Origin of the sequence: Granulicella sp. L46, from assembly GCF_009765785.1 — a bacterium.
Classification (GTDB): Bacteria; Acidobacteriota; Terriglobia; order Terriglobales; family Acidobacteriaceae; genus Granulicella.
The window spans coordinates 31,951-44,165 of sequence record NZ_LMUT01000003.1 but is presented as its reverse complement, the minus strand read 5'-3'; the positions used below and the strand labels follow the sequence as shown (position 1 = coordinate 44,165).

The 12,215-nt window shown below is 61.7% G+C and carries 12 protein-coding genes; 4 read left to right on the top strand and 8 right to left on the bottom strand.

The window, feature by feature from the left end; translation table 11 throughout:
• Nucleotides 1-39: 39 nt before the first annotated feature.
• Nucleotides 40-792: a class I SAM-dependent methyltransferase gene (locus GSQ80_RS01090; RefSeq protein WP_158785672.1), complete on the top strand. Its 753-nt coding sequence runs from the start codon at nt 40-42 to the stop codon at nt 790-792.
• On the opposite strand, the gene GSQ80_RS01085 is transcribed toward GSQ80_RS01090, so the two are convergent.
• Together GSQ80_RS01085 and GSQ80_RS01080 are read right to left on the bottom strand one after the other, a co-directional pair.
• The gene (locus tag GSQ80_RS01085) at nt 789-1,466 is read right to left on the bottom strand and encodes a YdcF family protein (RefSeq protein ID WP_158785671.1); all 678 of its coding nucleotides are present in this window, start codon (nt 1,464-1,466) and stop codon (nt 789-791) included. The genes GSQ80_RS01090 and GSQ80_RS01085 overlap by 4 nt on opposite strands.
• Nucleotides 1,467-1,578: 112 nt before the next feature.
• Entirely contained in the window at nt 1,579-2,223 is a 645-nt protein-coding gene (locus GSQ80_RS01080; protein WP_158785670.1) for an L-threonylcarbamoyladenylate synthase, read from the bottom strand.
• Between the two features lie 96 nt (nt 2,224-2,319).
• On the opposite strand from GSQ80_RS01080, the gene GSQ80_RS01075 reads away from it, so the two are divergent.
• Both GSQ80_RS01075 and GSQ80_RS01070 read left to right on the top strand, forming a co-directional pair.
• The gene (locus tag GSQ80_RS01075; RefSeq protein ID WP_158785669.1) at nt 2,320-3,240 is read left to right on the top strand and encodes an RNA methyltransferase; all 921 of its coding nucleotides are present in this window, start codon (nt 2,320-2,322) and stop codon (nt 3,238-3,240) included.
• Nucleotides 3,237-4,571, top strand: a complete 1,335-nt coding sequence (locus GSQ80_RS01070; RefSeq protein WP_158785668.1) for a replication-associated recombination protein A — start codon at nt 3,237-3,239, stop codon at nt 4,569-4,571. The genes GSQ80_RS01075 and GSQ80_RS01070 overlap by 4 nt, the downstream gene beginning before the upstream one ends.
• 122 nt (nt 4,572-4,693) lie before the next feature.
• Here the strand turns inward: GSQ80_RS01070 and GSQ80_RS01065 are convergent, their stop codons facing one another.
• The 3 genes from GSQ80_RS01065 to GSQ80_RS01055 form a co-directional block, all read right to left on the bottom strand.
• Nucleotides 4,694-5,302 (bottom strand): thioredoxin family protein, encoded by a 609-nt coding sequence (locus GSQ80_RS01065; RefSeq protein ID WP_158785667.1) that lies wholly within the window; start codon nt 5,300-5,302, stop codon nt 4,694-4,696.
• Nucleotides 5,303-5,399: 97 nt separating this feature from the next.
• Nucleotides 5,400-7,544: a protein-disulfide reductase DsbD gene (locus tag GSQ80_RS01060; protein ID WP_158785666.1), complete on the bottom strand. Its 2,145-nt coding sequence runs from the start codon at nt 7,542-7,544 to the stop codon at nt 5,400-5,402.
• A gap of 90 nt (nt 7,545-7,634) precedes the next feature.
• Nucleotides 7,635-8,054 (bottom strand): CoA-binding protein, encoded by a 420-nt coding sequence (locus GSQ80_RS01055; RefSeq protein WP_158785665.1) that lies wholly within the window; start codon nt 8,052-8,054, stop codon nt 7,635-7,637.
• A gap of 306 nt (nt 8,055-8,360) precedes the next feature.
• Between GSQ80_RS01055 and GSQ80_RS01050 the strand changes: the two genes are divergently transcribed.
• Nucleotides 8,361-9,869, top strand: a complete 1,509-nt coding sequence (locus tag GSQ80_RS01050) for a YncE family protein (protein ID WP_158785664.1) — start codon at nt 8,361-8,363, stop codon at nt 9,867-9,869.
• A gap of 135 nt (nt 9,870-10,004) precedes the next feature.
• Here GSQ80_RS01050 and GSQ80_RS01045 read toward each other — a convergent pair whose 3' ends face one another.
• From GSQ80_RS01045 to GSQ80_RS01035, 3 genes are all read right to left on the bottom strand, one after another.
• Nucleotides 10,005-10,910 (bottom strand): anti-sigma factor domain-containing protein, encoded by a 906-nt coding sequence (locus GSQ80_RS01045; protein ID WP_158785663.1) that lies wholly within the window; start codon nt 10,908-10,910, stop codon nt 10,005-10,007.
• The gene (locus GSQ80_RS01040; protein WP_371315668.1) at nt 10,907-11,476 is read right to left on the bottom strand and encodes a sigma-70 family RNA polymerase sigma factor; all 570 of its coding nucleotides are present in this window, start codon (nt 11,474-11,476) and stop codon (nt 10,907-10,909) included. The genes GSQ80_RS01045 and GSQ80_RS01040 overlap by 4 nt, the downstream gene beginning before the upstream one ends.
• Before the next feature lie 246 nt (nt 11,477-11,722).
• Nucleotides 11,723-12,148: a thioesterase family protein gene (locus GSQ80_RS01035; RefSeq protein ID WP_158785662.1), complete on the bottom strand. Its 426-nt coding sequence runs from the start codon at nt 12,146-12,148 to the stop codon at nt 11,723-11,725.
• Nucleotides 12,149-12,215 lie beyond the last annotated feature (67 nt).

The window sequence follows — 12,215 nt, the reverse complement described above, 5'->3', positions numbered from 1 at the left end:
CAACGTTCGTAGCATCGAACGTCGCTCGAAAGGGAACTCATGGCAACCGCTTCTTCCGTGAAGCCTGATTACGGCGTCGACGCTCCCAACGTACTGCGTAACCTCTTCGTCATTGGCGCGCTTTGTGTGCTGCTCGCCATTGCCACGCCGCGCGTCTGGCACCTGGGCCATGTCGACTTCACGCTGCATCAGACCTTAGCCTGGACAGGTGGCTTCCTTCTCGTAGAAGCCGCACTCTTCTTGCTCTACGTAAAATTCGGCAAGTTCCGCCACCGCGATTTCATGCTCTCGCTGCACCCCTGGCGCGGCGATGAGCAGGTGCTCGACGTAGGCTGCGGCCGCGGTCTGCTGCTCGCCGGAGCCGCAAAGCGCATCGCGGCACTCGATGGACCGGGCCACGCCACAGGCCTCGACATCTGGTCGAACGTCGACATGGGCAGCAACTCCGAAGCCGCAACCCTGCACAACCTCAAGCTCGAAGGCATCGAATCTCGCTGCACCCTCGTCAGCGCCGGAGCCCAGGCCATGCCCTTCGCCGACGCCAGCTTCGATGTCATCGTCTCCAACCTTTGCCTGCACAATATTTATGACCGGCCCACGCGCCTCCAGGCCCTCCATCAGATCGCACGTGTCCTCAAGCCCGGCGGCATCGCGCTGATCTCGGACTACAAGCGCACCGGCGAGTACGCGGCCGAGTTTCGCAAGCTCGGTTTCAACGTGGATCTCCGCTGGGCCAACTGGCTCACAACCTTTCCACCCTTGCGCGTCGTCATCGCACGCAAGCCCGGTTAATCGTCAGCTGGATGTCCTTCGAGCCACAGATGCATCCGGCTCGCGCGCAGATCCATCCGCAGCGCCGTGTAGCTCAGCACCTCGTGCATCATTCGCTTAACCCGGTCGATATCATCAATCCGCCCCAGCGCCGCTCGTGGCGACGTATAAACATCCAGCCCCGCGCGCCTGCACAGCAACGCAATCCGAAACAGGTGCGTCCCATCGCTCACCACGATGATGTGGTGGAAGTTCTCCCGCCCTGCAATATATGCCAGGCTGTTCACCTGTTCTTCCGTGTCGAACGACTTCGTCTCGGCAATAATCTTGTCAAACGGCACACCGTTCGCCAGCAGGTAATCCCGCCCCACGCCCGCCTCGGTCTTGCCCGAATCTTTATCCGAACCGCCGCCCAGCGTCACAATCACCGGCGCCATCCCCTTGTCATACAACGACACCGCCTTATCCAGCCGCGCGTGCAGCACCGGCGAAGGCCTTCCCGCATACTCCGCCGCGCCAAACACCGCGATCGCGTCTGCCGGCTGCGCGTTGTCGATGTCCGCCGTAGCCTCAATCTGCCGGTACACCCACCCAAACCATCCCAGGATCAACAGCAACAGAACGGCAACCAGCCAGCGCATCCAGTGGACGCTCCTCGGCTTGCGAACTTTCGCTGTCGTCGGTGCTGTAGCCATGAGTTTTCGGAACCAGCTCTAAGTATGCCGCCATCGCTTGTGAAGAATCCAGCCCGCGTGCAGAAACCAGCCCGCTGATGCAAACTCTTCGCTCGAAGCTTGTAGCCGAGCGCTAATGCTGCAGCGCGAGCGCAATCTCGTGCGTAGGAATCGCTCCCTCGCGCAAAATCATCCACGAGTTGCCGCCGCCACTTAAATCCACAATCGTCGTCGCCACCGACCGCGCCGTTGGCCCGCCATCCACAATCAGCGGAATCTTCTCCCCAAACTGTTCTCGCACCAGCGCGGCATAGGTACACTCCGGCTGCCCGCTCAGGTTCGCCGACGTCGCCGTAATCGGCAGCCCCAGCGCGCCCACCACGGCCCTGCAAATCTGCGCCTCAGGTACCCGCAGCGCCACATTGCCCGTGTTAGCAGTAACGCGCAGCGGCAGCTTGCTCCCAGCCTTCACGACGATGGTCAACGGTCCCGGCCAAAACCTCTCCGCCAGCTTGTCGAACGTGCTGTCGATGGACCGTGCCAGATCATAGGCCTGCGCCACATCCGCAATCAGCAGCGACAGCGGCTTGTGCCGCGCGCGCGTCTTCAATTCGTAGATATGTTCCACGGCGCGCAGGTTCACCGGATCCACCGCCAATCCATAAAACGTATCGGTAGGCAGCGCCACCACGTCACCGCGCTGCAGTGACTCGACGACCTGTCCAATCAGGTGTGGTTCGGGTTCGTCCGGATGAATGCGTAGCACTTCTGCGTTCAACGTAAGTTTCCCCAGCCATGACTTTATCTCATCCGCCTCCATAGGCGAAGCCCGCCCCGCGCGATCATCGGCGACTCTGCGCGTACACTGGGTTGGATGCGACTCGGACCACCCATCACCAGCCGCGCCAATGCCCGCGTAAAGGAGCTCAGGGCCTCCCTAACCGGCAAAGCCCACAAGCCCGGAGACCTGCTGGGTCTCGAAGGCGAAAATCTCATCCAGGAAGCCCATCTTGCCGGCTACAGCTTCGAGACCATCTACCTGCGAGAGGGAACAACACTACCCAATAAACTCGTCACCGTCCGAAGTGAACATTGGGTAGTCCTGAGCAGCGATGTATTCGACAGTGCGGTCACCACGCACTCTCCACAGGGCATTGCCGCAACCTGGATCATCACCGAACTGCCGCCGCGAATGAAGATGGGACGCAACGCCCTCATCCTCGAACAGCTTCAGGATCCCGGCAATCTCGGAACGTTAATGCGATCAGCGGAGGCCTTCGGTTTTGCCCGCGTCATGGTCACCCCGGGTACGGTAAATCAATGGAATCCCAAGGTCGTTCGTTCCGGTGCCGGATCGGTTCTGCGAACACCGGTCCTGCGCGCACCGCTGGAGGAGATTGCCGCTCAATTGAAAGCTGACGGCGTTCGAATCTTTGCAGCCGTCGCCCACTTCACCGGCAATGCCGACATGGCCGCACCACACGGAGTGTTGACCGGCCGTATATCAAACGCGCAGGCGCCCCCTGGCAACCGTTACAACTTCCCGGATACCGGCGGCTATGCGGCTTCGCTCTCCTACGACACCGATTTCCTGCATCCTTGCGCAATCCTGATCGGTAATGAAGGTTCTGGCCTCTCGGAGATTGCCCTTTCACTGGCCGACGAGCAGGTACAGATCCCCTGCGGCGGCTCTGAATCCCTCAACGCTGCCGTAGCTGGTTCGATCCTGATGTATGAATCCATGCGACAGATCACGCTGCGCGCCTGGGCGCGCAAACAGGGGCTACGCCCATGAGCCTCTTCGCCCCCAATCTCGACCCCGCCACCAACCCCTCGGCGCAGCGCGCGCCACTGGCCGAGCGCATGCGCCCCCGCACCCTCGACGAGTTCTTCGGCCAGTCCCATCTCCTAGCGCCCGGCAAACCTCTCCGCCTTCAAATCGAAAATGATGACGCCGCAAGCCTTATCTTCTGGGGACCTCCCGGCGTAGGCAAAACCACTCTCGCCAAGATCATCGCCAACCTCACCTCGGCGACCTTCATCGAGTTCTCCGCCGTCCTCTCCGGCATAAAAGAAATCAAGCAAGTCATGGTCGACGCCGAAAAGGCCGCCACCTACGGCTCCCGCACCATCCTTTTCGTCGACGAAATCCATCGCTTCAACAAGGCCCAGCAGGACGCCTTCCTCCCCTACGTCGAGCGCGGCAGCATCCGCCTCATCGGCGCCACCACCGAAAACCCCAGCTTCGAAATCAACGCCGCACTCCTCTCCCGCTGCCGCGTCTACACCCTACGCGCCCTCGAGCAGCCCGACATCATCGCCCTCCTCAACCGCGCTCTCACCGACAGCGCACGAGGCCTCGGCGCCCTCAACCTCAGCGCCGAAGAGGGAACCCTCGAGACCATCGCCAGCTACTCCTCCGGCGACGCCCGCAACGCCCTCAACGCCCTCGAAGTCGCGGCGAAACTAACCGAAGGCCGCGGCGAAAAAATCATCACCCCAGCCATCGCCGCCGAAGCCCTCCAGCAGCGCGTCCTGCTCTACGACAAGAAAGGCGAGCAGCACTACGACATCATTTCGGCGCTGCACAAATCCGTCCGCAACTCCGACGCCGATGCCGCCCTCTACTGGCTAGGCCGCATGCTAGCCGCCGGAGAAGACGCCATGTACGTAGCCCGCCGCATCGTCCGCATGGCTGTCGAGGACATAGGCCTCGCCGCCCCCGAAGCCCTCAACCTCTGCCTCTCCGCCCGCGACGCGATGCACTTCCTAGGCTCACCCGAAGGCGAACTAGCGCTAGCCCAGGCCGTCGTCTACCTGGCCCTAGCGCCAAAATCCAACGCCGTCTACACCGCCTACGGCCAAGTCCTCGCAGACATAGAATCCCACCCCGCCGAGCCCGTCCCCCTCCACCTCCGCAACGCCCCCACCAAGTTCATGAAGGAACTCGACTACGGCAAAAATTATCAGTACGCCCACGACGTAGAAGGCAAAGTAGCCGCCATGCAATGCCTCCCCGATAATCTAGCCAACCGCCGCTACTACCACCCCACGCAAGAAGGCCGCGAAAAACTCTTAGCCCAGCGCATGGCCGAAATCACCAAGCTCCGCGAATCAAAATCCTGACCCCCACCCAAACTCTGTCATCCCGAGCGAAAACTCTGTCATCCTGAGCGAAGCGCAGCGCAGCCGAAGGACCCCGACGCTCCCTCCACGCCTATGCGCTTGATTCCTTCCAACCCACACCCTTACTCGGAATACTTCACCGAGCACCCATAGCTCCGCGTCACCGGCACCGCCACCGGCCGCCCCGCCATCGAAGCCTCCAGCGCCGCACTCACATAATTCTTCGCATCCTTCAAACTCGCCGGATCAGGCGTAGGCTGGTCATCGATCGCGCCCTCATACACAATCTTCCCCTGCGGATCGATGACGAACATATCCGGCGTAGTCTTCGCGCTATACAGCCGCCCAATCGTTCCACTTGGATCAAGAATCGCCGCGGTCGGCGCAGCCTTCATCTCGCGCAGATAATCATTCTCCTCGGCCGGCGTAACGTTCCCCTGCTCTCCAGGCGCCGACGACAACACACTCAGCCACACCACACCCTTGCCCGTCCACTCCTTCTGCAGACGCTCCATATTCCCGCTGTTGTAATGCTTCTGCTCGAACGGGCACCCCTTATTCGCCCACTCCAGCACCACATACTTGCCGCGATACTGCGTCAGCGTGTGCACCTTGCCGTTTGAATCTGTGCCCTTAAAATCCGGAGCCATCTCACCCGGCTTCAGCGCCAACGCACTAGCGCACACCACAGCCAACCCCGCCGCAACCGCCAAGCCACGCATCGTCTTCATCGCAACCCTCCTGCATAATTCAGACGGCCATCCCGAAGCATATGTTGCCGCCAAGCCGTACTCTCTACGCTCTACACTCTATCCTCTACACTCTGCCTTACTGCCCCATCGGCTTCGCATCCTTCTGAATCGCCGTCAGCACAGTCGACTTAGTCAGCAACTCCGGCAGCACATCCGGATTCGACACCTTCCCCGGCGGATAGATCACATACGTAGGAACGCCGCTCCGCCCCACCGCCGCCAGCTCTCGCGTAATCACCGGATCGTACTGCGTCCAGTCCGCCTTCAGCAGCTGCACGTGGTTCTTCTCCAGCGCCTTCTCCACGTCCTTGGACTTCAGCACCGCGCGTTCATTCACCTGGCAGCTCAAACACCAGGCCGCCGTAAAGTCGATAAACACCGGCTGCCCCGTCGCCCGCGCGGCCGTGAAATTCGCCTCGGTATACGGCTGCCACACCAGCGTATCGACCGTCGGCTTACGCAGCGGCAACGCCAGCGCAATCACAATCAAGACCACCGCAGCAATCCCCGACCCCCACTTCGCAGGCCACTTACCCAGCGCCCATCCCGCAATCGCCAGCACCAGGAATCCGCTCAGCAGCCACACGGTCCGGTCCACGCCCTCAGGCGAATACAGCTGCCCGTACACCCACACCAGCCAGATCGCAGTCCCAAACAGTGGCACCGACACCAGCTGCTTCAGTGTCTCCATCCAAGCTCCCGGCTTCGGCAGAATGCTCGTCCACTGCGGCTGCATCGTCAGCAGCAGATAGGGAAGCGCCAGCCCCAGCGCCAGCGCGGTGAACACCACAAACGTCACCCACGCCGCCTGCACCAGCGCAAACCCCACCGCCGCGCCCATCAGCGGAGCCATGCAAGGAGTCGCCACCACAGTCGCCAGAACGCCCGTAAAGAAGCTTCCCGTCAGCCCAGGCTTCTGCGCCAGTTCGCCGCCCGCGCTCGTCAGCGAAAGCCCAATCTCAAACTGCCCCGCCAAACTCAAGCCCAGGAAGAACACCAGCGAAGCCAGCACCGCGACAAATCCCGGCGACTGCAACTGGAATCCCCAACCCAGCTCGCGCCCGCCCGCGCGCAGAATCAGCAGCGCCGCAACAATCACCCAGAAGCTGACGACAATCCCGGCCGTATACACCAGCCCATGCGCCCTCTGCCGCCCGCGCTCCTCATTCGACGAGTGCACCAGCGACAGCCCCTTCAAAAACAGCACGGGAAACACGCAAGGCATGAGGTTCAGCAGCAGCCCGCCCAGGAACGCCAGCCCAATCGCGCTAAACGCATTCAAGTCCGGCCCATTGCTCGTGTCAGGAGTTTTATTCGCCGTCATCGGCAGCGGCGGCACCGTCCCCTGCGTTACCGGCACCGTAAAGTCATAAGCCTCAGTCGAGCTCAACTCCACCAGCCCATGCAGCGTCTTCGGCAACGCCGTCGAATCCGCCGCGCGCTTCAGCCAAATCTTGATTCCATCCGGCTGCGACGCCACCGGCTGCTCCGCCGCATTATCGATGACCTCCTGATCGAACGGATAAAACGCCGCATCGGTCTCCTGCGTCCCGGTCTTCAGCGTCACCTGGATCTGCTTCGCATCGCCCACCGCGCTCGCGCTCATCGTCGCTGGCAGCGGCTTCGGCAGCGCAGCCATCGCCGAGCCCAATGCCCCGACAGGCTGAGGCTCAGCGACAGGTCCCTTCACCACATTCACGTCGATGCCCAGGTGCGCCTTGCCCGGCAAACAGACGCTGCTGCACACCAGCCACGTCACATGCGCATCCAGATGCACCTTGCCCGGCTTCATTCCCGGCGCAGCCGTCAGCGTCACCGGAAACGCCACCCCATCCTCATACCCAAAGTCCATCAGCGGCCCCAGCGGCAGCCGCGTCGGAGGAGGGAACTGCATCGGCCCCGCCGTGATCCCCGGCGGCAGCGTCCATTTAATCGCCGGTGGCTCGCCCGAGTCGCCCGCATTGATCCAGTACACATGCCAGTGCTCTTCGATCGTCAGCACCAGCCCCGCCTGCAACGTTCCGCCCACCGCAATCTGTGGCGACAGCGTCGTCAGTTCCGCCGTCAGATGTTCCGCCTTCACCGGCCCCGGGCCGCCGTCGCCCGCCTCAGGGATCTGCGCCCGCGCCGTCGACCCCGTCCCCCACAACGTCAACCCGGCCATCGCCAGCGACAAAACAGCCAGCCGTGCGCCCACCATCGTAAAACGTCCGTTCCTCATACGACTATTGTAGAAGCTCAGTCCCCGCAAAATTGTCATCCCTTTGTCCAGCCCGGCGATTATCCCGCTATAAGATCCCCAGCTAGCCCGCTATCGGATGCCCAGCCGCCGATGCTCCACCATGATGCACCGATCCATCACCACCCGAATCCCGCCAGCCTCCGCCTTTTCCGCCGCCTCATCGTTCCAGATCCCCATCTGCACCCACAGATCCTTCAACCCCAGAGCCAGCATCTCGTCCACAATCGCCGGAATAAACTTCGGCAGCCGGAACACGTTCACCACGTCCGGCTTCACCGGCAGCTCGCTCAACGACGCATAGCTCTTCTCTCCCAACGCGCTCGCAATCCCCGGATTCACCGGCAAAATCCTGTATCCATGCGCCTGCATGTAGGCCGACACGCCATAGCTCGCCTTGCCCGGATCATCCGACAGCCCCACCACGGCCAGCGTGCGCGGCGCCCGCTCGCGTCCGCCCAGCATCTCCAGCATCGTCTCCGTTTCATTCATCGCGTTCCCTCCCATCGCTACTCTATCGCCAAACCTTCCAACCCAAACCCCCGTCATCTCGACCGGAGCATCACGCACTTGCTTTTGTGATGCGCAGTGGAGAGATCCCTGCATTGGCCTTTACCAGAAGCCAGCAGCTAAAAGCTATAACCCGCCCTCGACGCCCAATTCAGGAATACACCGGCCAGATTCGTTTACAATCAGATGTCGAAGGGTCCAGCGCAGATTTGGTTCGCAGTTCCGATTTCTTTCGCCGGAACTGTACGTCTATCCCATATCAAAGCGGCCTCTTCCGGGGAGTACTGTTTGTTCGTAACGTTGCGCCACATGCACCAGCCAGTAGGGAATCGCCTCCGCCGTAGCAATCTCGCAGGCATCGCCGTTTTCACGCTCAGCTTCGCCGCCGTACTTTCCACTGTTGGCTGCGGTAACCAGTATCGCCCCGTGGTCAGCGCCATCGGTCCCGTCGGACCTGCCGGCCAGCCAGAGAAGTTCGCCGTCGCCGTCTCCAACCCGACAGCCGACAACTCGCTTGGCCTCATGACGGTCGTTGACTTCTCAGGCGATACCGTGACCTCCACGCCGCAGATCCTCGCCAATCCCAGCTACTTCCAGCTCAACGCGAACGGAACCCAGGGCATTGTCATTGACCCCCAGGGATCCCTCAACACTGTCCCGCTCTCCAACCCAGTAGGCCTGCTCACCAGCCAGGTCGTGCAGACCACGCTCCCCGTCGGCTCCAACCCGGTGAGCATCTCCTCGTTTGCGCCGGCCAGCGCCCTCCTGACCATCTTCATTCCCCAGGCCGGCACCAAAACCGTCGCCGCGATTAATGCCGGCACAGCCGCCCTGTACGACACCGTGGGAATCCAGGGCACTGGCACTCCGGCCTACGTCGTCGGATCCACTGGCACACCCCGCGTCTACGCCATCAGCCAGAACGGCACCAGCGCGTTAGGACAGGTCGACGCCATCGAGACCGTCTCCTCCACCTCGCTCTCTGACTCCGCGCAGATTCCCGTCGGCCTCGACCCCGTCTATGGCGTCATGACCACCGACGATCGCCGCGCCTTCATCATCAACCAGGCCTCAGGCACCATTACCGTCCTCAACGTCCCCAGCAACGCCCTGGACACGCTGCCCACCGGTACCCCCAGCTCCGGCCCGGGAACCATTCCGCTCTGCAGCAATCCCGTCGCGGGGAACGCGCCCTGCCCCAATAACAATCCCGTGTGGGCTGATCTCAACACCGTCAACACCGGACTCGTGGTTCTCAATAAGGGCGATGGCATTCACGGCGGCAGCCTCAGCGTGATCAATATCCCGCTCTGCAACTCAGCCGCGCAGGCCACCAATCCCAACTGCAGCAGCACGAACCCAGTCGACGCCGCAGGCTTCGGCCAAATCCTCGCCACCGTCCCCGTGGGCATCAACCCCTCCATGGTCTCAGTCCTCCAGGGTACGAACGCCAATCCCCCGGCTGCCTACGTGATCAACCAGGCGGATAGCACCGGCACCTGCGCCGACCCCACCTCCGGCACCCTCACCGTCATCAATCTGCAGAGCAACCAGGTCGTCACCACCATCTGCGGCGTCTCCGGCGCCCCACCCATCGCTCCCAGCCTCATCACCTCCAACGTGATCTTCGGCCATCCCAACTCCGTCTCCGCCACCAGCGCCCAGCCCACCGGCAAGGTCTACGTCACGTCCTCCGACAGCACCTACCTGAGCGTCCTCTACACCGACACCAACAGCGTTCAGACCCACATCCCGCTGCAGGGCAACGGCCTCCGCGTACTCGTCACCCAGCCGTAAAGCAGGACACAGGAAATAGAAAAGGCCAGCCGGCTGAAATCATTTAGCCGGCTGGCCTTTTACTTTGTGCCTAACGGTCCGAGGAAGTTGGCAAGCACCTTCTGCTCGCCGAAGCGCGCTTCCTAATCCCTGCTCTTACGTTCCCGACAGGACGATCGGCAGAGTCGGCGTCTTTGATCCGCCCTCATTCTCCACGGTCACGCCGAATCCCCTCGCAGCCACGCCCTTGGACAGCGGCGGCATTACCACCGTCGCATTCCCATTCACATCCGGCTTGAACACCCCTGCCGGGATCGGAGCCTCTCCCGCCGTCGCCGGCAGCAGCCAAAGCTGGTAGGTCTTCTGCGGCTGCAGCGGATCCAGGTGATCGGCCACGAACACCAGCGCACCCGTGCTCGGCTCGTACGTCGCATGCCCCTCGGGATCGAGCTTCGGCACCGAACCCGCATTCACCGGAACGTGCAGCGCGACCTGCATGGCGCTCGCATCGCGCAGTGTATCCGCGACCTGCTTGGCGTGTTCGATCTGTGCAGCGCTCTGTGTCAGCTGCGACTCCGACACCGCGAGATCCTGCTCCACCAGCTTTCGCTGATCCACCTGCATACCCGCCACCACGGCCATGACTGCGGCGATGCTCCACCCAGCCCAGGCCATAGTCGGTGCAAACCACCGCCGCGGCTCCCGCTCTTCCCGTGCATCTATCTGGGACACCCGGCTATTGCGCGGATGCAGAAGCGGCTCATCATGCTCCGGCTGTTCCTCAGGAGCAGCGACCGGAACGGCTACCGGAGCGGCCACCGGAATAACTTTCTTCTCTTCCGAAACCTGCCGCAGCAACCGCGCGCGCGCCTGTGCCGGCGGTGTATGCAATTCAGCAGTCAGCGCATAGGCCGCCAGGTCTCCCTGGATCTCCGCCAGCAGGCCGCGGCACTGCGCGCAATCCTTCAAGTGAGTCGCAGCATCCTTCATATCGGCGTCAGGCAGAAGCTGCATCGCGAATAAATAAAGATCATCGGGCGAGATGTGATTCGTCGTATTCATGCCTGGAACGCCTTTCTCAGCGTCAACAACGCGCTGCGAATTCGAGTCTTTACAGTCCCCAGTGGATCACCGGTCATCTCTGCGATCTCGGAGTGCGTGAGCCCGTCAAAGAATGCCATCTCCAAAGTCTTCCGCTGTTCGGTGGGCAGCAACTTTACCGCCGACCGGGCCCGTTCCATCAAGATCGACCGCTCTGCCTCATCGGCCAGATTGCACGACGACGCCAGGTTCATCTCTTCCACCTGTTCGCTCGGCCGCTTCCTTCTCAGCATGTCAATCGACCGATTGCGTGCTACCACCGCCAGCCATCCCCCCAAACTTCCCTTGGTTGAAACGAAGCTGCTCGGATTTCTCCAAATCTGCATGAATATCTCTTGCATCACATCCTCGGCCGATGCCGTGTCGCGTAACACACGTAGCGCTACCGAGTACACGATCTTCGAGTACCGGTCGAACAATACAGCCATGGCCCCTTCATCGCCCCGCAGGACACGTGAGAGCAACTCGCCGTCTTCATCGGGCAACGGCCGGGCCACTCCTGTCGACTCTTCCATGCCACTGTTCATAGAACGCACTCACACGTCGAATGGATTGCCGCCGGGGCTGTGGAGGCGGGCAACCTTTGCTTACGGCTGGAATCCATGCACCCTTCCAGCATCATGATGAGCGTCACGCGCCCGTGAAAACCCAACTGATAATCCAACGGAAGACCTAATTGATATCCAATGATATCCAAGTGTACGTCATCCGTTACGTCCCGCATCAGGGCTTACACCCAACGCGCCGCACCGAGGTGTCGACATCTATACCCCCTACCTCTCCACCCCTTGCTTCTTCTCCACGCCCTTCAGGAACCGGTCGATATCCACCACGAACCGCTCATGCTCTCCTTCGGAGATCACGTCCACCTCATCGCGACAAACCACGCTGAACCGCAGCCGCCGATTTTCCACACTCTCGAGCGTGACCTCCGCCGTCACCTTCATTCCCACCGGCGTCGCCGCGCTATGGCTAAGATTCACCTGCGTCCCCAGGCTCCGATGCTGCGGCTCAAGATAAGGCTCCAGCAGCCGCATACACGTCCACTCCACAAACCCGATCATGTATGCAGTAGCCAGCACCGGCGGCATATCGGTCCCCGGCGCAAACACTCCCACCACGCGATTCACAGTGATCCGATCCTCCACCACGATGGTCTCCGCATGCCGCATCCCCGCCTTCAACTCCGCCAGTGCCATCGCATCTTCTCCCGTCCCACGCCCAAACGATTCTACTAACTCCCGCCTCACCTCGATCAAACCGACC